The sequence below is a fragment of the Kibdelosporangium phytohabitans genome (genome assembly GCF_001302585.1).
Taxonomy (GTDB): domain Bacteria; phylum Actinomycetota; class Actinomycetes; order Mycobacteriales; family Pseudonocardiaceae; genus Kibdelosporangium; species Kibdelosporangium phytohabitans.
The window spans coordinates 5552681-5574577 of sequence record NZ_CP012752.1 but is presented as its reverse complement, the minus strand read 5'-3'; the positions used below and the strand labels follow the sequence as shown (position 1 = coordinate 5574577).

The 21897-nt window shown below is 69.2% G+C and carries 22 protein-coding genes and 1 pseudogene; 11 read left to right on the top strand and 12 right to left on the bottom strand.

The annotated features are described in order from the left end of the window. Window positions 1–13 precede the first annotated feature (13 nt). A complete protein-coding gene (locus AOZ06_RS25340) occupies window positions 14–517 on the bottom strand; it encodes a hypothetical protein (protein WP_157233235.1) in 504 nt (167 codons plus the stop codon). Between the two features lie 213 nt (window positions 518–730). After that, complete coding sequence (locus tag AOZ06_RS25335) at window positions 731–967, bottom strand: hypothetical protein (protein WP_054291683.1); 237 nt, start codon at window positions 965–967, stop codon at window positions 731–733. 153 nt (window positions 968–1120) lie between these two features. On the opposite strand from AOZ06_RS25335, the pseudogene AOZ06_RS62165 reads away from it, so the two are divergent. Both AOZ06_RS62165 and AOZ06_RS25330 read left to right on the top strand, forming a co-directional pair. Next, window positions 1121–1435: pseudogene (locus AOZ06_RS62165) on the top strand (helix-turn-helix domain-containing protein); the annotation flags it as partial. Window positions 1436–1477: 42 nt separating this feature from the next. Then, window positions 1478–4339 carry an ATP-binding protein gene (locus AOZ06_RS25330; RefSeq protein ID WP_169798980.1) on the top strand — a complete coding sequence of 954 codons (2862 nt, stop codon included), beginning with the start codon at window positions 1478–1480 and terminating at the stop codon, window positions 4337–4339. Between the two features lie 49 nt (window positions 4340–4388). Here the strand turns inward: AOZ06_RS25330 and AOZ06_RS25325 are convergent, their stop codons facing one another. Next, window positions 4389–6095, bottom strand: coding sequence for a proprotein convertase P-domain-containing protein (locus AOZ06_RS25325; RefSeq protein WP_083471915.1), 1707 nt, complete (start codon window positions 6093–6095; stop codon window positions 4389–4391). Window positions 6096–6311: 216 nt separating this feature from the next. Then, window positions 6312–8234, bottom strand: coding sequence for a S8 family peptidase (locus AOZ06_RS25320; protein WP_083471914.1), 1923 nt, complete (start codon window positions 8232–8234; stop codon window positions 6312–6314). A 472-nt stretch (window positions 8235–8706) separates the two neighbouring features. On the opposite strand from AOZ06_RS25320, the gene AOZ06_RS25315 reads away from it, so the two are divergent. Continuing rightward, window positions 8707–9855 (top strand): hypothetical protein, encoded by a 1149-nt coding sequence (locus AOZ06_RS25315; RefSeq protein ID WP_054291680.1) that lies wholly within the window; start codon window positions 8707–8709, stop codon window positions 9853–9855. A gap of 78 nt (window positions 9856–9933) precedes the next feature. Here the strand turns inward: AOZ06_RS25315 and AOZ06_RS25310 are convergent, their stop codons facing one another. Both AOZ06_RS25310 and AOZ06_RS25305 read right to left on the bottom strand, forming a co-directional pair. Continuing rightward, window positions 9934–10545, bottom strand: coding sequence for a DUF5994 family protein (locus AOZ06_RS25310; protein ID WP_054291679.1), 612 nt, complete (start codon window positions 10543–10545; stop codon window positions 9934–9936). Between the two features lie 345 nt (window positions 10546–10890). Further along, window positions 10891–11307 (bottom strand): DUF5994 family protein, encoded by a 417-nt coding sequence (locus AOZ06_RS25305; protein ID WP_054291678.1) that lies wholly within the window; start codon window positions 11305–11307, stop codon window positions 10891–10893. A 738-nt stretch (window positions 11308–12045) separates the two neighbouring features. On the opposite strand from AOZ06_RS25305, the gene AOZ06_RS25300 reads away from it, so the two are divergent. The 3 genes from AOZ06_RS25300 (at window position 12046) to AOZ06_RS25290 (ending at window position 14103) form a co-directional block, all read left to right on the top strand. Continuing rightward, the gene (locus tag AOZ06_RS25300; protein ID WP_054291677.1) at window positions 12046–13104 is read left to right on the top strand and encodes a fatty acid desaturase family protein; all 1059 of its coding nucleotides are present in this window, start codon (window positions 12046–12048) and stop codon (window positions 13102–13104) included. Between the two features lie 137 nt (window positions 13105–13241). Continuing rightward, entirely contained in the window at window positions 13242–13466 is a 225-nt protein-coding gene (locus AOZ06_RS25295) for a hypothetical protein (RefSeq protein WP_054291676.1), read from the top strand. 154 nt (window positions 13467–13620) lie between these two features. After that, window positions 13621–14103, top strand: a complete 483-nt coding sequence (locus AOZ06_RS25290) for a DUF5994 family protein (RefSeq protein WP_054291675.1) — start codon at window positions 13621–13623, stop codon at window positions 14101–14103. Between the two features lie 47 nt (window positions 14104–14150). Here AOZ06_RS25290 and AOZ06_RS25285 read toward each other — a convergent pair whose 3' ends face one another. Together AOZ06_RS25285 and AOZ06_RS25280 are read right to left on the bottom strand one after the other, a co-directional pair. Then, window positions 14151–15278 carry a glycosyltransferase gene (locus AOZ06_RS25285; RefSeq protein WP_054291674.1) on the bottom strand — a complete coding sequence of 376 codons (1128 nt, stop codon included), beginning with the start codon at window positions 15276–15278 and terminating at the stop codon, window positions 14151–14153. 26 nt (window positions 15279–15304) lie between these two features. Further along, window positions 15305–15724, bottom strand: coding sequence for a DUF6292 family protein (locus AOZ06_RS25280; RefSeq protein WP_157233234.1), 420 nt, complete (start codon window positions 15722–15724; stop codon window positions 15305–15307). A gap of 485 nt (window positions 15725–16209) precedes the next feature. Here AOZ06_RS25280 and AOZ06_RS25275 point away from each other — a divergent pair, with 485 nt between their 5' ends. Then, window positions 16210–16401, top strand: coding sequence for a hypothetical protein (locus AOZ06_RS25275; protein WP_054291673.1), 192 nt, complete (start codon window positions 16210–16212; stop codon window positions 16399–16401). Between the two features lie 213 nt (window positions 16402–16614). Beyond that, window positions 16615–17721: a class II histone deacetylase gene (locus AOZ06_RS25270; protein WP_054291672.1), complete on the top strand. Its 1107-nt coding sequence runs from the start codon at window positions 16615–16617 to the stop codon at window positions 17719–17721. On the opposite strand, the gene AOZ06_RS25265 is transcribed toward AOZ06_RS25270, so the two are convergent. After that, window positions 17699–18094 carry a hypothetical protein gene (locus AOZ06_RS25265; RefSeq protein WP_218922053.1) on the bottom strand — a complete coding sequence of 132 codons (396 nt, stop codon included), beginning with the start codon at window positions 18092–18094 and terminating at the stop codon, window positions 17699–17701. The genes AOZ06_RS25270 and AOZ06_RS25265 overlap by 23 nt on opposite strands. A gap of 57 nt (window positions 18095–18151) precedes the next feature. Here AOZ06_RS25265 and AOZ06_RS25260 point away from each other — a divergent pair, with 57 nt between their 5' ends. Further along, window positions 18152–18793: a TetR/AcrR family transcriptional regulator gene (locus AOZ06_RS25260; protein WP_054291671.1), complete on the top strand. Its 642-nt coding sequence runs from the start codon at window positions 18152–18154 to the stop codon at window positions 18791–18793. Window positions 18794–18865: 72 nt separating this feature from the next. Next, window positions 18866–20002, top strand: a complete 1137-nt coding sequence (locus AOZ06_RS25255) for a GDSL-type esterase/lipase family protein (protein ID WP_054291670.1) — start codon at window positions 18866–18868, stop codon at window positions 20000–20002. Between the two features lie 2 nt (window positions 20003–20004). On the opposite strand, the gene AOZ06_RS25250 is transcribed toward AOZ06_RS25255, so the two are convergent. The 3 genes from AOZ06_RS25250 to AOZ06_RS25240 are packed head-to-tail and all read right to left on the bottom strand — an operon-like array spanning window position 20005 to window position 21280. After that, window positions 20005–20445, bottom strand: coding sequence for a VOC family protein (locus AOZ06_RS25250; protein WP_054291669.1), 441 nt, complete (start codon window positions 20443–20445; stop codon window positions 20005–20007). Further along, window positions 20442–20948 carry an SRPBCC domain-containing protein gene (locus AOZ06_RS25245; RefSeq protein ID WP_083471913.1) on the bottom strand — a complete coding sequence of 169 codons (507 nt, stop codon included), beginning with the start codon at window positions 20946–20948 and terminating at the stop codon, window positions 20442–20444. Before AOZ06_RS25245 ends, AOZ06_RS25250 begins: the two co-directional genes overlap by 4 nt. After that, window positions 20945–21280: an ArsR/SmtB family transcription factor gene (locus tag AOZ06_RS25240; protein ID WP_054291668.1), complete on the bottom strand. Its 336-nt coding sequence runs from the start codon at window positions 21278–21280 to the stop codon at window positions 20945–20947. Before AOZ06_RS25240 ends, AOZ06_RS25245 begins: the two co-directional genes overlap by 4 nt. A 162-nt stretch (window positions 21281–21442) precedes the next feature. On the opposite strand from AOZ06_RS25240, the gene AOZ06_RS58410 reads away from it, so the two are divergent. Further along, window positions 21443–21712 carry a dihydrofolate reductase family protein gene (locus tag AOZ06_RS58410; protein ID WP_054291667.1) on the top strand — a complete coding sequence of 90 codons (270 nt, stop codon included), beginning with the start codon at window positions 21443–21445 and terminating at the stop codon, window positions 21710–21712. Window positions 21713–21897: the final 185 nt, after the last annotated feature.

Below are 21897 nucleotides of genomic sequence, written 5' to 3'. Positions count from 1 at the left end.
GCCTCGTGGCGGCTCACGGATAGCGGACTGTCCACGTTGTACCGTGCTCACGCCGCCGGACGCTCGTCACGGTGACCGCACCCCGCCGTCCCGCTTCGGCGAGGATCTCGGCAGTCCGATCCGCGTTGTCCTCGGTGAGCACAACCGCGCCCGGCAACCGGGCGGCGACCGCCTCGGCCTGCGCCGCTGTGCCGACCTCGATCAGCACTGGAAATCCTTGAGCGGCCACGACGCGGCACACGGCAAAGTCCACCGCCGCCTCGAAATCCGCGACCTCGACGTCGTAGTCCTCCGCGATGCGGCGGCGGTCCGGGCGAACCCGCACCACGGACTTCCCGAGCCTCGCGAACTCGGCACGCCCCTGCTCTCCGCCGGCCGCTTCCGTGCTGCCGGTCCACCACGCGTCGCCGATCAGCTCGTTCGCGTCCGCTGCCGTCACGTCCACGCTCTCGAACACCCAACCGCCGGGAGGCTGGTAGCCCTTGGCAGCTCGGGCAACGTCAATGTCCCCGGCCATCGGGTTGCCAGGGCTCCCGGTGGTTTCGTGACCGCCATGCCGTGCGCGATCCGATCAGGACGATCCACTGGACCGGCGTCTGCTGGCGCCGGTCCGCGTGATGCCGACGGGCGGATCGGCTGGACCAGCACGGGGCCGGAGCGTGGACTGGCTACCGCTCAACGCGCTGGCGTCCAGGGCCGGTGATTGGTGTAGCGGCCAGTGGCAGGCCGGTCATGTGGTTGGTGGTTGGACGCGGGGATTGATCCTGAGCACGTGTCCGTGTGCACACTCGTAGAAGCCGCAGACCATCCAGTACTGGTGGCACTGGTGACCGCGAGTGGGGAATGTCAGCATCGGGCGGTTCTCCGGCGGCGAAGCGGGCGGGACCGGTTCGCCTTCGCGGTGGTGCGGGATGGCAGGGACCGGCTCGGGTGCGTCATGGTCGGTCGCGGTCAACGGCTTGGCCATGACGCCATCGTGCTGGGCGGCGGCGGTGTTTCCGAGTCCCAGCCGAGCTAGCCCCAGTGGGGCTTGACAGCGCGGCGCTGGAACTGCGGACTGTTATGTGGTGGCGGTCTACGCTGTCCATTCGCTACGGTCCGGGAACGGAGAAGGCTCGCTATGACTGGTCGAGAGCGACAATGCTGTCGGTTCTGCGGCACCGCACTGCGCACTGCCGGCCCGTTGTGTGACTCCTGTGCCCGCGCTGCCGGGTTCCGCAAGCCGATCCCGGACGGGTTCTACGAGAACGCGTACCTGCGTGCCGCGCTGGCCCGTTACGACTTCGGTGCCGTGTTCGTCGCGGTCCGGCAGCACACCGGGCTGTCCCAGCTGCAACTCGGTGACCTGCTGGAGCTGTCGCAGTCGCGGGTCTCGGCGATCGAACGCGGTGAACGGCTGCTGACCCACGTCAAGCTCGCCGCTCGAATGGCGAGTTTATTGCGTATCCCGGCCTACCTACTCGGTTTCCCAGCGCGCGTGACCGTTGAGCACGACCCGTTGCCTTCCTCGAGGCTGACCAGCCAATGCGGGAAGTCCACTCCGCTGGTCGGGCGCGCGGCCCAGCTGGCGGCCCTGCTGGACGCGGCCACGTCGCCGCCTCGGGTGGTGCGGTTGGAGGGTGAGGCGGGCGTCGGCAAGACCCGGCTGCTCGCCGAACTGCGTACCCGGGCCGGTGGGCAGGTGCTGTCCGGGGTCTGCCAGTCGTTCCGTGCGGGGTTTCCGCTGGCTCCGCTGCTCGACGCGTTGCTGCCCGCGCCGTGGGGTGAGCGGCCTGGTCCGTTGCTGGGCGCGTTGGTGCCGCTGCTGCCGGAACTCGCCGACCGGTTGCCCCCACCGCTTCCGTCGCTGGGGGATCCACGGCTGGACCGGCACCGGCTGTACCGGGCGATCCGGGAGGCGCTGAGCTTGTCCGGACCAGCCGTGCTGGTGGTGGACGACCTGCACTGGGCTGATGACCAGACCGTCGAGTTCCTGCGGTACCTCATCGGGCACTTGCCCGAGCGACTGGCGCTGGTGCTCAGCTACCGGCCGCGGGAAGCCGACCGGGACGTGCTTGCCGACGCGGCCCGTAACGGAGCGTTGACGGTACGGCTGGAGCCGTTGGACGACGTGCAGACCGGCGCACTGGTGCAGGCGATGCTGGGCCGCGGCCTGCCTCCTGCCGACGTGTGCCAGGCGCTCGTGCGACGGACCGGTGGGGTGCCGTTCGCGATCGAAGAAGTCGTGCGGGCCGCCGCGGAACGGCCGAGTTCCGAGGGTTCCCCGTGGGCGGCGCTGACCGAACAGCAGGCGCCGGAGGGCTTCCGTGAGGCCATCGAGCAGCGACTGTCCAGGGTGGACACCGGGATCCGCGCTGTGGTGGCCGCAGCCGCCGTGCTCGCCGCACCGGCGAACGAGGACGAACTGGCGTCCGTGGCCGGGCTGGACCACGGATCAGCCGCACTGTCCGCGGCGGTCGGCTTGGACCTGCTCCGCGAGGTGGCCCCCGGCCGCTACCGTTGCCGCCACGAACTCGCCGAACAGGCCGTCCGGCAGGGCCTGCCCTCGAACGTCCTGGCGAGCTTGCACCGCGGCAGCGCTGACGTGCTCCAGTCAGGCCCGGTGCCCCTGCCGCACGCCAGAATCGCGGCGCACCTGCGGGCCTGCGGGGACGAGGCGGGCTGGTGCGAGCACAGCGAGCGGGCCGCCGACCGCGCCACCGCGCTCGGCGACACCGCCACGGCCGTCACCGTGCTGCGTGAGATCCTGCTCGTGCCTGACCTGGCCGAGCAGAGCCGCGAGCGGCTGGCGCTCAAACTGGGCCGGACTGCCTTGGACGGGTTGGACCACGGCGCCACAGTGGCCGTGCTGGCGGACATGCTGTCGACCGTGCCGCTCCCCGCCGCGGTACGCGGCGAGCTACGCAGCGACCTCGGCCTGTTGCTGATCAACCAGGCCGGCGAGCCCGACGCCGGGTACCGCGAGCTGGAGCGCGCGGCGGACGAGCTGCGCGACCCGCGACCGGACCTGGCGGCCAGGGTGATGTCCGCACTGGCCAACCTGCACGCGGGTCACCAGCACGTGGGCACGCACCTGCGATGGCTGGCTGAGGCGCGGCTGCTGTCACCGGCATTGACCGAGCCGGCGGCGCGTACCGCGTTCGCTGTCAACGAGCTGACCACGCTGATGACCTGCGGCAAGCCCGAGGCGTGGCGGCTGCTGCCGATACTGCTGGACGAACCGGTCGACGCCGGGATCGGTCGTGCGCAGATGCGCGGCTGCCTGAACATCGTCGACGCCACCGCGTGGCTGGGCCACTACCGCCAGGCCGAGCGCCACCTCGGGCACGGTCGCGCGCTGGCCGCGAAGTTCGCCGCGCCCTACACCGAGGAACAACTGGCGGTCGCGCACCTCCTGCTGGACTGGTTACGCGGGAACTGGTCCGGGCTGCGTGGGCGGGCGGCCGAACTGGTGACCAAGCACGCGTCGCTGCAGCGGATCGCCGCGGAGTGCCGCCTGATCGAAGGCGCCCTGGCGGCGGAGGCAGGTGATGACGAGCATGCGCTGCGGGTGCTGCGAGAGGTAGGCGCGCCGGGCGTTTCGGCGCCACCGCTGGCCGCGACGGCGAACGCGATCGTGGCCGAACTGCAGTACCGCCGGGGTGCGATGTCCGCCGCCGTGGGTACGGTCACGGCGGCGCTGGACACGATCCGGCGCACGGGCATGTGGGTGTGGGCCACCGAGCTGACTCCGGTCGCGGTGGAGTTGCTCTGCCTGACTGGTCGCGTCGAGGAAGCCCGGGGCGTGCTACGGGAGCACCGCGACGGCATCGAGGGCTTGGACTGCCCGGCGTCGGTAGCCGCCCTGGAACTCGGAGAAGCGCTCGGGAGGCACCGGCAGGGCAGGCCCCGCGAAGCGTTGGAACGGTACCGGCACGCCGAGCGCCTGTTCGACGCGCTGCCGCGCCCGTTCTGGCTGGGCAGGACCCGTGCTCTGCTGGGCGAGTGCGCGCTGACGGCAGGCGAGGACGGCACCGTCAGCCTCCGGGAGGCCGCTGCGGCGTTCACCAGCTTGGGCGCGAGCGGTCGCGCTCAACGCTGCTACCGCATCCTGCGCGAACACGGCGTGACAGAACGCAAACGCGGCAGGCCCGGCTACGGCGAACAGCTGTCGCCGCGTGAGTTGGAGGCGGCGACGCTGGCGGCGAGCGGTCGCACGAACCGGCAGATCGCCTCCGCGCTGGGTGTGTCAGTGCGGACCGTGGAGCAGCACGTGGCGCACGCGTTGCGCAAGCTGAACCTGCACTCCCGGCACGACCTGGGCCCAGCGCTGGGCAGCAGGCTGGCGCACCAGACCTGACCACCGGGGGCGCCGTGGTGGACGGCGCCCCCGGACGATCAGACAGTGGTCAGACGGTGATCGACCAGCGGTCCAGTGCGCCGACGTCGCCCGGCCCGCCGTCGCTGATGCGCAACGTCCAGGTGCCTGCGGCCGGTTGCGCGTTGACCGGTGCCGTGAACTGCTTGGTGCCGGGGAACGGGTGGCAGACGGAACCGCCGTACGAGTGCAGGCGGTAGGAGCGGCCCGACGGCGAGACCAGGTCGATGTCCAAGTCCTCGATGCAGGTGTGCTGCGCGGTGACCTCGACCCGCACCGGGTTCGTCGCCGTACCTGTCGCGGTCACGCTGATCGGGCTCGACACTGGTTGATAGTCGCGGATCGGGTAGTCGGCATCGCTGCGGAAGGTGCGTGCGCCACTGCCTGCGCCGGTGCGGGCGGTGACCGGCTTGCTCGCCGCGGACACGTTGCCTGCGGCGTCCTTGGCTTTGACCGTGAACGTGTAGGACGTGTCGGGCGCCAGATCACGGATCGTGGCGCTGGTGTCCCGTGTGGAGGCTGCAAGCGTGTCGCCGCGGTGGATGTCGTAGCCGGTGACGGCGACGTTGTCGGACGCGGCGTTCCAGGCCAGGGTCACGCTGTCGGCGGTGGTGCCGGTGGAACGCAGCCCTTCGGGCACGGTGGGTGCCTGCGTGTCGCCGCCCGCCCCACCGGTGTGCAGGGTGAGGCCCCATTTGCGCAGGGCCTCGCCGATGGGCTGGAAGATCGACTGGTCCGGGTTGCCGCCGGGCTGGCAGGAGGAGTAACCGCCGGAGTGCAGGCCGACAGCCGCGCTGCCCGCGAGCCAGGCGCCGCCGGAGTCGCCGGCCAGCGAACAGGCCGTGGTGAAGCTGAGACCGTCGATCGTCACGGTCGGGTAGACGATGGTCTGGTTGGTCGCGGTCACCTTGCCGCACTGCCAGTACGAGGCGAGACCGGCGTGGCAGACGGCCTGGTTGACGACGGCCTCGGCGGAACCGGTCACGGTGACCGGCGGCGAGCCCCACGTGTTCACAGCCGCGGACAGGTTCCAGCCGGGCTCGGTCACGGCCACCACGCCCATGTCGCCCTCACGGCCGAAGACGCTGCGGCCACCGCCCACATTGGACGTGCCGATCCGGTTCTGCCCGCCGAGCGCGGCGTACGCGGGCTGGTCGGCGTTGTCCGTGCAGTGACCCGCGGTGAGGAAGTGCTTGCCGCCCCGGGTATCGGTGGCAGGGAAGCCCACCGAGCAGTTGCCCTCCAGCCCGGGGTACCAGCGGTCACCCGGGTGCACGTCACCACCCTGCGGGACTGGGGATCGAGTGGTCTCGGCGACCTGCACGCCAGGGCCCAGCGCCGCGAGGTGGTCCAGCAAGCGCTGGGTTGCCGCGCCTTTCGTGGTGGTGTTGATCCTGACCACCACGGTGTTCGCGACAGGGTCGACACCCCAGCCGTTGACGCCCGGGACACCTGTCGCGACCGCGCGCACGGCCTCGTCCAAGCGTCGCAGTTCGGCACGGTCGCGGGCGACATGCTTGGGCTGGGCACCCGCGTTGCGGGCTTGGGCGGCAACCTCGTCGGAGGTCACGGCGACAGCGAGCGCGCCTGTCGTCTCGTCGAACCACCAGCCAGAACTGGCGTCGCGGACCGCGGTGGACAGGTTCTCGGCGGTCCGCTGGGCGGCTGTCTGCTGGACGAGCCGATTACGGGCTTGGTCGGGCGTGAGGCGCAGGTCGCGGGCGATTGCCTCGATCATGCCTGCCGGTGCGTCCGATGGGGACGGTGGGGACGGTTGGGCCGCGGTCGCGTACGAGGACCCGGCGAGTAACGCGGCCAGTGTCGTTCCACAAAGGATAGTCGTGATCTTCTGACGAGAGCGCATGGGAGTTCCTTCACGAAGACGCAGGGAGGAATGCAGGTGCCCCGGCGGGGTCGGGGCACCTGCGGTCATGCGGCGAACCGCGGTTCCGGGTTACCGCCGATGGGTGATGCGGAGGTCGTCCACGCCCGCTTCGACGAGGCTGCCGCCCGCGGCGTCGGCCGCCTCGATGACGACACGCACTGGCTTGCCCGCCAGCGCGGAGAGATCGGCCGTGGCGGTCTGCCAGGCAGCCGCGGTGTCCGCGACACCGGTCTTCTTCTCGAACACCACCGTGCTGCCTTCCGCCGTGACAGCCCTGACCCGCAGGTGGTCGGCGCCCGCGGAGTTGGCGAGGTGGCCGAGGAAATAGGACAGTGACAGCGTGATCCGTCCACCCGCGGGAAGCTGGACCGGTGCGGCCGTGACCGTGCTGACGCCGCCGTCGAGGTCGTTGTCACCGACCGAGGCACCCGCCGCGGCACCGGTGACCAGCGCTCGCGAGCCGCTGGGGGTGGCATCGGGCTGCATCGCCAGGCCGTTGTAGCTGGTCGCTTGGGGATCGGCCAGTTCGAAGCGGCCCGCGGTGGCGGTGTCGGTGCCGCCGGAGTTCACCGTCCAGCCGGTGCTCTTCTCGAAGTCGTCGGCGTAGACCGTGGTTTCCGGGCCAGGCTCCGGGTCCGTGCCGCCGCCGACCGCCTTGAGTGCGTTGGTGACGCCTTCCCCGAAGTGGGAGTTGCGGGCGGGCGTTCCGGTGCACCGGCTGTCGCCGCTGGGGCACGGGGTGTCGATGGCCTGTGCCAGCAGCATTTTCCGCAGTTCGGCCGGGCCCGCTTGCGGGTGGGCCGAGGCGAGCAGCGCGGCGACTCCCGCGGCGTGCGGCGAGGACGCCGAGGTGCCGTGGAAAGTGGTGTAGCCGTTGTTCAGGCCGGTCGTGTTGATCATCGCGTAGCCGTCGCCGCCCGGCGCGGTGACCTCGACGGTGTCCAGCCCGTAGTTGGAGTAGTAGGCCAACTCCTTGCGGGTGTTGGCGGCCGTCACCGACACCGCGTTGGGCAGGTCACCGGGCAGGAACAGGCCTTGTTCCTGGTCGAGGTTGACGCTGTTGTTGCCGGCGGCGGCGACGGTCAGCGTGCCCTTGCCGTGGGCGTAGTCGACCGCGCGCCGGACAGCCTCGATCACGACGTCCTGGTCGGGGTTGTTCGGGTAGTTGAACGTCCAGGGGTCGACGTAGTAGCTGTGGTTGGTGACCTTGAAGCCGTGCTCAGCCGACCAGATCAGGCCGCAGACCACGTTCTCGGCGTACATGTAGCCGGTCGGCTCCATCACTTTCACCGAGGCGATCCTCACTCCCGGGGCCACGCCGACAGTGCCCTTGCCGTTCTTGGCGGCGGCGATGATGCCCGCGACCGACGTACCGTGCCCGGCCGCCGGGGCAAAGGAGTCCGGTTCCCAGGCGCCCGGAGCGGTGTTGGGCTTGCCGAACAGGCAGGACACCGAGTTCGCGGCGTCGAAGTTGTCCCGCAAATCCTCGTGCGTGCCCTGCACGCCGGTGTCGAGGATGCCGACGGTGACGCTCTTGGAGCCGGGGTTGACCGCCCACGCCTTGTCGGCCTGCATCATCTGCATGTTCCACTCGACCGGCTCCGCGGGCGCGGCGATCGCGTCACCCATGTCCGGCTCGAGATACTTGCGGGCAACCGAGTCCCGGCCCGGCGTGCGCGCCTTCGCACCGGTGGGCACATCGGTCTCACGGGTCTGCCCCACTTTCTGCACGCCGCCGACCGAGCGCATCCTGGACGCGAAGTCGGACGCGCCGGAATGGGCGACCAGCACACCGATCTGCGCGTAGGAGTTGTGCACCGTGCCCCCGTTGTCCTTCACCGCCTTGGCGATACCGTCGTTCGCACCGGGCGCGGAGATCACCAGGTAGGAACGAACGCCTTGCGGTGAACCGAACGCGGGCGGAGCGACGATCGACCCGCTCAGCGCCGCCGCGGCGAGCACCGAGATCGCGAGACCGCAGGGTTGTCTCATGGAATTGCCTCCTTGATGGAGAAAAGCACCAGGGAGAACACTCGCAACGAGGCCGGACCCATTCAATACGGAACGCTACGCACCGAAATCAAGCACTACGCACGATGGACTTCGGCACGGATCGGTGTGGTCCACGACAGGCCCGCAGCAGCCCATCTCCGTCACGGCGCCGCTGGGGATGGACACGTGGGCGTATGATGGTCATACCGAGAGCACTTCGCGCGCCGACAGTCGGGTTGGCGCCGTCCTTGGTGTACGCCCACCGGGTCGCGCGGCGGCTGGGACGGAGCACTGGCTCATTCCCGTGGAAATCCGCTGAGAACCACTTCGCAAAGTCCTCCGTGGACCTTGTGGCCGCACTGCGCCTGCCGCGGCCGGTCTTGTCTCGATCACCCAACTCCACCGGAGGTCCTCCATCAGCGTTCCCGTCGTTTCGCCGCCTGTCGTCAGTGCTCCACGCTCGCTCACTGACGTGTACGGTCCGGGTATCGCGGTGTGCGCGCGGCCGGAACTGGCTCCCGCCGAACCGGTGCACAAGCACCGGCACACCCGTGATGTGGTCTCCGCCCGGCCGATCGCTGTCGCCGCCGACACACCGGTGATCTGCAGCGCAGGCGGCACCGACCCCGAACTGCTGGCTCATCTGCGGGACAGTGGTCTCCCGGTCGGCAGGGACCTGCGCGAGTTCCGCAGCGAGGCCGAGTTCGCCCGGCGCGTGGCGGAAGCGTTGTCCGACGGCCTGCGGATGTCGATGGAGTATCCACAGCCGACCGCGTTGTGCCCGGACGAGCATTCGCTCAAGAGCGCGAAGCTCGTCGGCCACCTGAACAACAAGGCCAGCATCACCACGCTGGTCGACCCGCGGTTCCAGGCCGCCCGCAGCATCGTGACACGCGACCGGCTCGCCGCGGCGACACCGCTGGACAGATCATGGGTGCTCAAGGCGGCCACCGACGACGCACACGGTGGCAGCCTTGACGTATACCTGCACGAAGCCGGTGAGAACGTCGTACTGCCCGCGTTCACCGACGTGCTGGACGAGTTCGTGGTCGAGGAATACCTGCAGATCCTGACCAACTGGGGACTGCAGTTCAGTGTGGGAGCGGACGCGCGGGCCCGGCTGCTGGCCGTGACCGAGCAACACGTCGACGCGGCCGGGATCTACACCGGTGGCAGATTCGGCGCGGTCACCGATCCCCCGGCCGAACTGCTCGCCGAATGCCTGGCGACCGCCCAGCGCGCCGCCGATCTCGGCTACCGCGGGCTGTGCAGCATCGACTGCGCCGACACCCTGGAGGGCAAACAGGTCCTGCTCGACCTGAACTTCCGGATCACCAGCGGTTCGATCCCCTTGCTGGCGATGCGGTCCGTCCGGCCCGACGATCTCGGCCGCCCGGCCGAGTCGGTGAAACTGACCGCCGCCGGACCGCTGGCCGGCCTGCTCGCCGAGGTGCGTCCTGCGATGAACGCCGGTGGCCTGCTCATCGTGGCCGGCCATGACACCGCGCGCACAGACAACCCAGTGCGGCGAAGCACCGTGCAACTGCTGCTGTTCGGAGACGATCCGGCCGAGGTGACCGCTCGACGCCAGGCGCTGGAGGCGAAAACGGGCGGCCACTGACGCCTGACCCCACGTCGGTCGCCCGGAACGGATGAACCGGTCGACCGGCGGTCAGGGCACCCGGATGTCAGCCGCCGCTCATCCTCCGGCTTCGCCGGACGTCGTCCGAGGGCGGGGAACGTGACCATTCGCGAGCGGAACTCGTCGCGGGTCAGGGCTCGCGGCGCTCGTCAGCGCGGCCTGCGCGGTGTTCTCGGTGGCGTCGGGCGGGACGACCAGCAAGGTCTTGCGCTCCCAGCCGCGCCCGGACACGAACACCGTGCGCGGATCGAGCGAACGGACGCCGTCCAGCTGAACCATCTCACCGTCGATGACGATGCGCCTGGGCGCGTCGCCCCAGATCTCCATGTTGTACGCCACCCTGCTGACCGGGCCCACCCGGTCCGTCACACCCGCGATCATCGCGGGGAACTCCGCCAGCGGATCCATCGACCGCGGCCACCAGCCACCGTCGAACTCCCCCACGGGAGACGACGACGGCTTCAACGCCAGCCGCAGCGGCATCCGTCTGGCAGACGAAGGCGCGGGCGCACGCCGTTCCCATTGCGGATTCACACCGAACTCCCATCTGCGCAACCAATCCGGCGCGACGTCAGCCGCGTCGTGACGAACACAGCCGACGTGTCGGGCCCGCTGCGCGATCCGCGCGATCGCGGCGGCCCGGACGAATCTGGTTCGCTCGAAGCTCACATCGAATCCATGGTCTGCCGACCTCGGCCGCACCGCGAGACCACTCGTCCGGCACTGCCGCGGACAGGAACCCGCACGTCGTCGGCGTACCCAAGCAGCACCTTCGCGGTCCGCGTCCTGAAAGGCGGAACGGGGTGACTCGATGGCCGTGATGGCCGATGGGTTTGGCGATGCGCATGAGGTCCTGGCCTCGTGCCGGACTCCCGTCCCCGACCGTGAACCTGTCGGCGTGAACGTCGCCGAAAACGATGCGAGCTTGACCGCTCACACGCGAAAAGCCTCCGACATCGTCAACAGTACACGCCATCGACCATGATCGGTCGATACACGACGCGCGGACCGGCGTCAGCTGTAGGAGATCACGCCGCAGGCGCTCAGGATCTGACGAGACAGTCCGTTCTGCGTGCACGCCGCAGTCAGCGCGCTTTGTCCCATGTGCTCGGGGGCATCCGGCGGAACGATCAGCAGGCACAGCATCGTGCCTGTGACGCCGGTGATCCTGAGGCTGTAGGGGTCGAGACCGGTGAACCCCTCAAGCCGGGCGGTGTAGCCGTCGACAGTCATGTGCCTGGCCAGCAGGCCCCAGACGTCGGGGTTGTACCCGATCCTCCTGACCAGACCCAACTGCGGGGTGAGCGCACGGACGAGGATCGGCAACTCGGTCACCAGGTCCGGCGAACGAGGCCACCAGCCGCCGTCGAACCGGCTCGGCACAGCACCGTCGGCCTTGGTGATCAGCCGCAGCGACCTCGGTTGGGACATGTCCGGCTCCGGTCCGCAGCCCGCGAGGACACGGCCGCTGGTGAACTACCCCCGGGGCGACGCCTGCCTGGTCGCGGGCGTGGAAAAACCTCCGGTGACCTGATTCTACGCCTCAGGTCACGGTCTCCAGGCCGATCTGGCCTTTCCGGGGGCACCGCGGTCCTCGGCTCGTTGCATCGCGATCTGCCTCTCGGTAACCGGAACGACGACTCACGACCACGAGCTGTTCGCACAACACCTCCCGAGACGACCCCACAGTCCCAATAGGACAATCAGCGGCACCTGGACACGGGTCGCCGGGCGTTACGATCCGTGTCGAGCCGAGGCGCACAACTTCCTAGTCACGCAGTCCTGGTACGTTTCGGCGACTCCGCTGCTGACCTCTGTCGCCGCAGTGCGGGTCCGGGCGCACGGGAACCCAACCCGGATCATCGTCGTTGTGCATCGAGGGCGCTGCGACAGGGGCCTGACCAGTCTTGGAAGGACACTCATCACCACATCGACCGCATCCGGCCCCGCTCAAGCGCAGGGCCTGTTCAGCCATCCCCACACGTACGAGCCGCGTGAGCAGGGTGATCCGGTCGACGCGGACCACCTCGCCGCCCGCACGAACCTGTTCCGCGATCCGTTCGGTCAGCAACCAGCTCGGCACGGCGCGGGCACCGGGGCCGCCACGCGCGGCCGGACAAGCCGAAAGTCCCCCATCCGCGGTACTGGCAGCCAGGAGACCGATCGAGCATGACCGCATCCGAAACGTCTTCGCCGGACGTCGCCGATCCGCAGCGCGGCAGCGACTTCGCGCGGCTCTCCCGTGAGATCCGGCAGGCCGGGCTGCTGGAGCGGCGGCGCGGGTACTACTTCGCGCGGATGGCGATCAACGTCATCCTGCTCGCGGCGGGCGGCGTGGCCTTCGCGCTGCTCGGCGACTCGTGGTGGCAGCTGCTGATCGCGGCGTTCCTCGCGGTGGTGTTCACCCAGTTCGCCTTCATCGGGCACGACGCCGGGCACAAGCAGATCTTCCGCTCCCGCCGGCGCAACAACATCGTGGGCTACCTGCACGGCGGGATCACCGGGATCAGTTACCTGTGGTGGGTGGGCAAGCACAACCTGCACCACGCCAACCCCAATCACGAGGACCACGATCCCGACATCGACCTCCCCGCGCTGGCCTTCAGCCGCGACCAGTCCCGCACCAAACGCGGCATCTACCGGTGGATCACGAAGTACCAGGCGTTTCTCTTCTTCCCCCTGCTGCTGCTCGAGGCGGTCATGTTGCGCATCGCCAGCGTCCAGGCTGTCGTGCGCCGTGAGGTCAAACGGCCCGTGCTGGAAGCCGTGCTGCTGACTCTTCCCCTCGCCGGTTACCTGACAGCGGTGTTCCTGGTGTTGCCGCCGCTCCTGGCGGTCGTGTTCATCGCCGTCCACCAGGGCCTGATGGGCGTCTACCTCGGTTGCTCGTTCGCGCCCAACCACAAGGGCATGCCGATCCTCAACAAGGAGCAGGAGGTCGACCATCTCCGCAAACAGGTGCTGACGTCGCGCAACATCTCCGGGGGCCGCTGGGTGGACGGGCTGCTCGGTGGTTTGAACTACCAGATCGAACACCACCTGTTCCCCCACATGCCCCGGCCCAACCTCCGCCGCGCCCAGCCCATCGTGGAGAGTTTCTGCGCACGGCACGGCATCCCCTACAGCAAATCCAGCCTTCGCAGCTCCTACGCACAGGTCTTGCGCCACCTGCACGATGCCGGCGCTCCCCTGCGCGGCCGGACACCGTCGGTGGAGATTCCGGGGTGATCTCGGCCGGCCTGGCCGGGCCCGTACCGTCGTGCCGTGACCGGCGCGGGCCCGGCCGCCCGGGATCCACATTGGACGTCGAATCCGCCCTGGCCTGGCGGGGACAGACAGCGGGATGACCCTGTACCGTCATCCGCATGTCAGAAGAATCCGCCGGTCCCGTCCTGGCTCCCACCCTGGCCGAGTGGCTCAAGGCCCGTGAGGAGACCAGGCAGCACCTCTCCGGGCCGCCGCCGTTCGACGCGGCCTGGGTGCAGCGGCTGGCCGACCTTCTGACGACCGAACGGTCATGGCAGGACCAGTACACCAACCTCATCGCGCTGGGCAGCCGCCACGGCCAGTTCCCCTCGTCCAACCGCTGACAGCCGTTCGCCGCTCTTCACCGGAACACTGTCTCGGCGGTACAGGTGTACGATCATTTCTCCGAGGGTCCGTCGAGCACCGGCATTCGCGCCGGGCCGCCTCGGGATCACCACGACCCGGCCGACCGGATCGGCCAGAGGCCGGAGCGCCGAGATGAGCTCGGAACCGCGCACGATCGACGGGTACCCGACCCTGCGGCAGACGAAACCCGAACTGCGCCTGAAGCTGAAACCGGGCACCGCCACGCGCGGCGGTGCCGACGGGGCCTGGTGGCCGCGATCGGCCGACCCGGCAACGGAATTCCCCGCCCTGGTCATGGCGTTGAGCTCGTGGGTCGGCCCGGTCCGCCATGTGGCCTACCACCCCGCCGACTGGCATCCCGCTGAGCAGACTCTGACCGTGGAGGACTGGACAGTGCGGCTGGAGGCTCGTCCTGCCATGGCGGCCGACACCGTCGTGCTCATCGGACCGAACCACAAGCAGCTTTGCGTGGTGGTCGTCCCGCCGGGCACGCCGACCGACACGGCCCGCGCCGCGCTGCGTTCGGCGTCCAGTTCGGACACCATCGCCTCAGCCGCGGATTTCCTCGCGGACAACGGAATCCCTGTCAGCGAAGCCTCGGCACGTCTCGATTGACGAAACAGTCCACAGAAGACCGCGCGGGCACTTGGCCACGCCGGGAATCACCGTACGACGGCTGTCCCGGCGGTGAGCAGCGTGTCGGCGAGCGCCCGGTAGCGCCCGGCCACCGCGGGCCAACGGAAATCCGCTGACAGCGTGGCCGATTTCCCTGCCATGCTCACCGCGAGTCCCGGCTCGGTCAGCACGCGCCGCAGCGCGTGGCTCATCGCGGCTGGATCCCTGTGCGGGACGAGCAAACCACTTCCGCCCGCCAGCATTTCCACCGCGTGCGCGAACCGTGTCGCCACCACCGGCCGTCGCGCCGCGATCGCTTCGACCAGCACACCGGACGTGACCTGTTCGGCGGAGTCGTAGGGCAGCAGAACGACACTGGCCTGCCGGATCAGCCGGCCGAGCGCGTGCGCGCTCAGGTACGACGGGATGAGCTCCACCACGTCGGCCACTCCGCAAGCCCTGATCTCCGCCCGCAGCGAGTCGTGGTACGACCGGCCGGTCCGGGTGTGGGAATCGGTGTTCGCCTGCCCGGCGATCACGTAGCGGGGCGCGAGGTCTCGCAAGCCACGCATGGCCGCGATGGCCGACTCGATGCCCTTCCCGGGACCGAGCAGGCCCCACGTGAGGATGACCGGACGCGACCGCGTCAGGGCAGCCGTTGCCAGCCCGTCAGCCGGTGCCCCGTGCGGGATCACCGACAACTTGCCCGGATCGACCGTGTAGCCGTCCAGCAACCGCTGCGCACCGGAGTCGGACATCGTCACGACCGCGTCGGCCCGTTCGACCAGCTTGGTCAGCGCCGCCCGCTGGCGCCTGTTCGGCCGGGACGTGACCGCGTGCAACACCACGATCACCGGAACGTCGACCTGGTCGAGCACGTCGAGCAGCTCCACGCCGTCGCGACCGCCGAAGACGTCGTGGTCGTGTTGCACGATCACCACGTCGAAACCGTTGAGCACGTCGGCAGCCGCTGCGACACTGGTCGCTGAGCCGTTCAGCAGGTCGAACACCACTTCCGGCGGCGCTGGCCAGCCGGTTTCGTCGACGACCCTGACCACTTCGGCGCAACTGCCCGGCTCAAGGGCGAGCAGATGGCGCCGCAGCGCCGCGCTGAAGGTGGCAGGTCCGGTTCGAGCGGGGGAATACGCGGTGAGGAGGCCGTAATTGCCCGCCACATGTCCCCTTTCAGGGGGTTGACCGGTCAGGTGATGTAGCGCGCGAGCCCGCGAGCAAGGACCGCACGGGTCGACGGGGTGGGCGCTGCCGGCGACTGGGCTCCGCCGCGACGGTGGTCGACGGCGTCGGCGACGAACCGTGCCACTGTTTCGGGTTTGGGCAGCGGGTCGCCGTGCAGTCGGGCGATCGTGATGGGCGCCTCGGCCGGATCGGTCTCGACCGACACGGCCCAGCCGGTCCGTTCGCTCCACACGAGCATCAGGTCCCGGCTCGGCCGGGCGGACCAGCGTCGCGCGAGGGCGACGTACGCGGTGGCGGTGTCGCTGATCTCGAAGGTGGTGCCCTCGGCCGGGACGCCGACGGCGTCGGCCACAGCACGCAGGTAACCGGCCAGTCCCAGAGACATCTCCCAGTTGCGGTCTTCGACTGGCCAGAGGTCCGTCATGTTGTCTTCCGTTCATCACCGCGGATCGGGTTGTCCACGTCGTTTCCCGGCGTGCACGACCCATCAACACGTGTCCTGGCGCCTGCGCCGAGTTGATCGACTGCCCGTCTGCTGGGCACCAACGGCTTCGCCTCGCCCGGGACATGACCACAGCTGTCCGGCGACCGACGCGGTCGCCGACTGGGTGGCAAGTCCGGCCCGTCCCAACGCGGGGTGGAGAGCACCGTACCGAGTACGACTGTACCGCACATTGTTCGTCAGGCGGATTTTTCATCCGCTGTCGGGTGTTCGCGCCGTGATGGCGTATGGTCAGCTTGACGCTGGTGGAAGTGCCTGGCTCCCCCTCCCGGCGCGGCGCGCCGGCCCGGCGGAGGTCGAGCCAGGGATTCGTTCGCGGACTCCACGTCCGCACGCGGCACGGCGTCCTTCGTGGACAGATCAGCAGACCGGCAGATCAGCAGCTCGGCGAAAGCCCAGGGAGCCCGATGACCACCCCGCAGTACGACCGCAAGCGCCTGTCCGAAGTACGCGCCGCCCAGGCGCACAAAGAGGAGATCCAGCAGTTCAGGGCGGTCCAGACCGTGCACGACCACGCCACGGACGCGCAGGACCGGGCGATGTTGATGGACATGCTCGGCCTGGAGACCCACGGACGGCGTGTCGACACCCTCCACTGAACCGGACGGCAAGGCCCGGCGGACACCTGCTGTCCACTGTGGCCTGTGCTGATCCCGGCCCGTTCCCTGTTCGCCGCTGTCAGCTCGCGGCGATCTGGATCCGCGGCCCTGAAAGGCGTTGCGTCCATGATCCCAACGGACGCAGGACAAGCGGGTGGCGGACCACTCGCCTGGGCCTAGCTGCCCAGCCACCGGGTGGCCCACTATCGGCTCATGGCGACTGGTTACTTGTACCACGAACTGTACGAGTGGCATGACACCGGAACGCATGCGAGCCTGCTGCCAGCCGACTCACGGCGTGGACTGCAACCGTTCCGGCACTTCGAGAACGCTGATCCCAAACGCCGCGCGCACGCGTTGGTGGTGACGAGCGGTCTGATCAACCGGTTGACGCGCCTGACACCCCGCCGGGCCACCGATGAGGAGATCCTCCTCGTCCACACGGCGCACCACCTCCAGCGGTTGACGAAGGCGAACGACACTGGTGGCGACGCGGGTGACGGCGGCACCCCGTTCGGACGGGGATCCTTCGACATCGCGCGCCTGGCACTCGGCGGTTTGATCGACTCCGTGAAGGCTGTGGCCGACCGCTACGTGGACAACGCCTACGCTTTGTTCCGTCCGCCGGGCCACCACGCGGTTCCTGATTCCGGCATGGGTTTCTGCATGCTGGCCAACATCGCCGTCGCGGTGCGGGCCGTGCGGCGGTCGCACGATGTCAGGCGGGTCGCGGTCGTGGACATCGACGTACACCACGGCAACGGCACTCAGACGGTGTTCTGGGAAGACCCCGATGTGCTGACGCTGTCCCTGCACCAGGACCAGGCTTTCCCCAAGAATTCCGGGTTCCTGACCGAACGGGGTGGTGGCGCGGGTTTCGGCCACAACCTGAACCTGCCGCTGCCGCCCGGTACCGGCAACGGCGGCTACTCCGAGGCGATGCGACGAGTCGTTTTGCCCGCGCTGCGTCGGTTCCGGCCGGAGCTGATCATGGTCGCGGCGGGCTTCGACGCGAGCGCCCTGGACCCGCTGGGGCGGATGATGCTGACAGCCACCGGTTTCCGCCAGATCGCCACCATGCTCGTTGACGCCGCGGACGAGTTGAGCGACGGCCGGATCGTCTGCGCACACGAAGGTGGCTACGCCGAAGCCTATGTGCCGTTCTGCACCCACGCGGTGATCGAGACGCTCGCACGCGTTGAGCGGCCTTTCGAGGACCCTTTCCGGTTCGACACCCTGGGTCAGCAGGAACTCCAGCCGCACCAGAAGGCCGCGATCAAGGCGGCGGAGAAGCTCGTCAAGGACGTCCAGCACCCCTGAGCGCGGACGCCAGCAGCGCGGCGAATGCGAGGGAGGCGATCGCCTGGTAGCCGATCCACACCTCACCTCCGGCGCTGCTGCCCTGCGACGCCATCAACACGGCGGCGAGCGTCGCCACCACCCACCCGCTGTCGTAGGCGACCATGAGCCGCAGACAGGTCCGCATGGGGCGGCTGTGCACGTACCTGATCTCGGTCCCACCGCACGCCAGCAGGACGACTCCGGAGACGATCAGCAGCCAGACGGGCACGCCGAGCAGCCGGCCGAGCGGATCAGCGGCGACGAGGTGGACGGCAGCTAGCACCACCTTCACGGCGCCGTCAGCGACGATCCCCACCGCCATCCGGCGTGTCCCGACCTCAGTCTGAGCCATCAGGATTCCTCCCGCGTCGCCCATTTTCCATAATGTGATTACGAGTATAATCCGATTATGAGAGTGTCGAGGGCGGAGGCCAGGGAACGCAACCGGCGTGCGCTGCTGGATGCCGCGCTGCAGGTTGTTTCCCGGGACGGGTACCGAGCCAAGCTCGAGGAGATCGCCGAGCGAGCAGACCTGACCACCGGCGCCATCTACTCGCTGTTCGGCAGCAAGAACGGCCTGGTCGTCGCCCTCGTCACGGACTACCTGCGGCCGCACTACGAGGAGATCGAGCAGGCGGTACCCGCTGGGCTCGAGCTGTTGGAGGCGGTCGACGCCTTCGCCCGTCACTACCGGCGCAGCTGTGACGCCCCTCACGCTCTGGCCGGCCTGACGCTTCAGATCACCTTGCAGCACATGACCCTGCACGACCCGCAACTGCGGACTCAGCTAGCCGCCGCCATCCGCGAGCACGAAGAGCATCTGACCGGCCTGTTCACCGGAAGACCGCACAACGGGAGCATCGTGACCCCGCACCAGGCGCAACGCCTGGCCACCGCGCTCAGGGCACTGTTCGTCGGCCTCAGCCAGGGAGTCGTTCTCGGCCTCGCCGACGAAGCCGACGAGCAGTACTTCTCCGACGCCGCGTGCGCCCTCGCGTCCGACGCGTCCCGGCTCGTCAGGCAACCCGGCCCAGTGCCGCGGGATCGGTGAGAAACGCAGTGAAGGCGCCGTCGTGGCACACTGGGGCGAGGCCGAAGATTCCGAAAAGGACACAGCAGAACCATGATCGCCACGCCGGTGACCGCCGCGTTCGTCCACGGTGTCGCTGAACTCGAGGAAACCGGCGGTCGTCTGCGTGTGCACCGGTTGCCGGGGTGGGCGCGCACGCAGTTCCCCGATCCGCAGCTGCTGATGATGCAAACGCAGCCCTCCGGCGCCCGGCTGGTCATGACGACCGCCGCACGCACCGTGGAGCTGACCGTCCAGCCCACGCGAATCGCCTACCGTGGCGCGGGTCGCCCGCGAGGCAGCATCGATCTCGTCGTCGACGGTGAGCTTCTCGCGAACGACGAACTCACCGGCGGGGACACCGTCGAGATCGACATGGCCACCGGGGAAACCGAGGTCCACGCCGGTCCCCCGCACACGACCGTCTTCACCGGACTGCCCGGCGGCGCGAAGCTGGTGGAGGTGTGGTTGCCGCACAACGAAACAGTTGATCTGGTCGGGCTACGCACCGACGAGCCGGTCCGTGCGGCCGAGCCGGCCGGACCGATCTGGCTGCACCACGGCAGTTCGATCAGCCAGGGCTCGGCCGCGACCGCGCCGACCGGGATCTGGCCGGTGGTCGCCGCCCGCCGGGGCGGGGTGGAGCTGCGCAACCTCGGGTTCGGCGGCAGCGCGATCGTCGACCAGTTCACCGCACGCGTGATGCGGGACGCCCCGGCTGACCTGATCAGCGTGAAGCTCGGCATCAACGTGGTGAACATCGACGCGATGCGGCTGCGCGCGTTCGTCCCCGCCGTGCACGGTTTCCTCGACACGATCCGCGACGGGCACCCGGACACGCCGCTCGTGCTGATCTCGCCGATCTTCTGCGCGATCCACGAGGACACCCCGGGGCCGGGCGGCTTCGACCCCGAACGCTTCGAGTTCTTCGCCACGGGAGACCCAGCGGAGCAGCGACGCGGCGCGCTGACCCTGAGGGTCATCCGCGGCGCGCTGGCGGAACTGGCCGGGCGCAGGGCGCACGACACGCGACTGCACTACCTCGACGGAACCACGCTCTACGGCGAGAAGGACGCCGCCGAGCAGCCATTGCCCGACGCGCTCCACCCGGACGGGGCCACGCACCGGCTGATCGGCGAACGGTTCGCCGACTACGCCTTCGCCGCCGGCGGTCCGTTCTCGCCGCACTGAACTCAACGCCAGGGCATGTGCTGCAGGCACCAGGTATTGCCGTCGGGGTCGGCGAAGTGCGCGTAGAACACTCCGCCGAGGTCCTCGACCTCGCCGATCTCGACGCCGCGTTCGACGAGTTCAGCGCGGGACGCCTCGATGTCGGCGACCACCAGGTGCAGACCGCGCAGCGTTCCCGGCGGCATGTCGAGGGTGGGGAGACCTTCGGCGAGGGTGATCGAGCATGCCGAACCGGGCGGGGTGAGTTGGACGATGCGGACACCGGGCTTCGGGTTGACGTCGACGTCGAGGCGGAACCCGAGCTGGTCCTGGTAGAAGGCTTTGGCCCGTTCGATATCGGTGACCGGCACCGGAACCAGCTCCAGCAACAGCGTGCCGGGCGGCACGGGTGGGTTGCCGGAATCCTTGGAGATCTCGTTGGCGGGGGCGGACGCGTCGGTCATGGATGGCGCCTTTCGTGGATGAGGGTGGCAAGCAGGGCGGCTAGGCGGTCGTATCCTTCGCCGGCGCCGCGTTCCATCGGGCTGCGCACGACCGCGTCGCGGATCTCGGACGAGGAATACCGTGCGGTGACGGTCATGGCGGTGTGTCCGTCTGTCTCGTCCAGAACGGTGGTGACCAGTGCCTCACCGTCGGCCCAGTCGCGGTGGATCTCAGTCTGTACCAGGCGCACCGGCGGCACGACGTCGTGGAACAGTCCGTAGATCTCCATCTCGGCGCCAGCCGGGCCGGTGGAGACGAACCGCCAGGCACCGCCAGGGCGCGGGTCGACCTCGCAGACGGTGAGCTGCCAGCCGCGGGCGCCGTGCCAGCGGCGGAGCAGTTCCGGTTGGGTGAGCGCGGCGAAGACCAGTGCCGCGGGAGCGGCGAACGTGCGGGTGAGGACGAGGTCGGTGGTCCCGGACGCGACGACCCGCAGCCCGAGGCCGGGGTGTGGAGATGTCACGTTTCGCCGTCCTGCAGGTCGCCGAGCAGGGCATCCAGTCGCTGGTAGCTCGTTTCCCAGTAGTCGCGGTAGTCGGCCAGCCAGTCCGTGGCCGTCCTGAGCGGCTCGGCCACCAGCCGGCACGGCCGGCGTTGCGCGTCGCGGCCACGACTGACCAGGCCGGCTCGTTCGAGCACCCGCAGGTGTTTGGAGATGGCTGGCTGGCTCATCGCGAATGGCGCGGCCAGTTCGGTGACCGTGGCGTCACCGGTCGCGAGCCGGGCCAGGATGGCCCGCCGGGTGGGGTCGGCCAGTGCCGCGAACGTCACGTCCAGCGTGTCGCTTCCAACCATGTCGATAACCCTCCGGTTCTATAACCTGATGGTTTTATAGGTGCTGGAGTCCGCGTTGTCAAGATCGCGAGCGCTCTGGGGGCGCCATGGGAAAGGTCTTCACACAGGCGTCGGTCTCGCTGGACGGATACATCTCCGGGCCTGGCCAGACAGGGTTCGACCGTGCCGGTGTTCGTCGTCACCCACCGCCCACCGCCAGCCGGTTGGGCGGCCACAACGGCGCCGTTCACGTTCGTCAGTGACGGCGTGGAGAACGCGATCGCACAGGCCTGTGAGGTGGCAGGGCATCGTGACGTCGGTGTCGGCCCCGGCGGCACCGTGGCCGACGCGCTGAGCGCCGGCCAGCTCGACGAGCTGCGGATGGACATCGTGCCGGTGGTTCTCGGTGCCGGTGGTTCTCGGTGCCGGCACACCCGTGCTGACCGGGCTTGACGGCACAGCGCCGATTGGCTTCGGCCCGCCAGAAATCATTGAGGGGATCGGCGTGACTCACATGGTCTATCGCCACGACGCAGAACCTCACGCAACGCCAGACACCGCGCCAAGACACACTCATGCCGCTGGTCCTGCTACTTCCAGATAGCGCACGACAGGCCGTCAGAGAACACCTGGGGCGG

What these genes read in the sequence shown, in the direction of transcription:
- AOZ06_RS25320 (WP_083471914.1), bottom strand. Translation starts at nt 8,234, where the DNA reads ATGAGACAACCCTGCGGTCTCGCGATCTCGGTGCTCGCCGCGGCGGCG.
- AOZ06_RS25300 (WP_054291677.1), top strand. Translation starts at nt 12,046, where the DNA reads ATGACCGCATCCGAAACGTCTTCGCCGGACGTCGCCGATCCGCAGCGC.
- AOZ06_RS25255 (WP_054291670.1), top strand. Translation starts at nt 18,866, where the DNA reads ATGATCGCCACGCCGGTGACCGCCGCGTTCGTCCACGGTGTCGCTGAA.
- AOZ06_RS25295 (WP_054291676.1), top strand. Translation starts at nt 13,242, where the DNA reads ATGTCAGAAGAATCCGCCGGTCCCGTCCTGGCTCCCACCCTGGCCGAG.
- AOZ06_RS25335 (WP_054291683.1), bottom strand. Translation starts at nt 967, where the DNA reads ATGGCCAAGCCGTTGACCGCGACCGACCATGACGCACCCGAGCCGGTC.
- AOZ06_RS25265 (WP_218922053.1), bottom strand. Translation starts at nt 18,094, where the DNA reads ATGGCTCAGACTGAGGTCGGGACACGCCGGATGGCGGTGGGGATCGTC.
- AOZ06_RS25305 (WP_054291678.1), bottom strand. Translation starts at nt 11,307, where the DNA reads ATGTCCCAACCGAGGTCGCTGCGGCTGATCACCAAGGCCGACGGTGCT.
- AOZ06_RS25275 (WP_054291673.1), top strand. Translation starts at nt 16,210, where the DNA reads ATGACCACCCCGCAGTACGACCGCAAGCGCCTGTCCGAAGTACGCGCC.
- AOZ06_RS25290 (WP_054291675.1), top strand. Translation starts at nt 13,621, where the DNA reads ATGAGCTCGGAACCGCGCACGATCGACGGGTACCCGACCCTGCGGCAG.
- AOZ06_RS25270 (WP_054291672.1), top strand. Translation starts at nt 16,615, where the DNA reads ATGGCGACTGGTTACTTGTACCACGAACTGTACGAGTGGCATGACACC.
- AOZ06_RS25340 (WP_157233235.1), bottom strand. Translation starts at nt 517, where the DNA reads ATGGCCGGGGACATTGACGTTGCCCGAGCTGCCAAGGGCTACCAGCCT.
- AOZ06_RS25240 (WP_054291668.1), bottom strand. Translation starts at nt 21,280, where the DNA reads ATGGTTGGAAGCGACACGCTGGACGTGACGTTCGCGGCACTGGCCGAC.
- AOZ06_RS25260 (WP_054291671.1), top strand. Translation starts at nt 18,152, where the DNA reads ATGAGAGTGTCGAGGGCGGAGGCCAGGGAACGCAACCGGCGTGCGCTG.
- AOZ06_RS25280 (WP_157233234.1), bottom strand. Translation starts at nt 15,724, where the DNA reads ATGACGGACCTCTGGCCAGTCGAAGACCGCAACTGGGAGATGTCTCTG.
- AOZ06_RS25250 (WP_054291669.1), bottom strand. Translation starts at nt 20,445, where the DNA reads ATGACCGACGCGTCCGCCCCCGCCAACGAGATCTCCAAGGATTCCGGC.
- AOZ06_RS25325 (WP_083471915.1), bottom strand. Translation starts at nt 6,095, where the DNA reads ATGATCGAGGCAATCGCCCGCGACCTGCGCCTCACGCCCGACCAAGCC.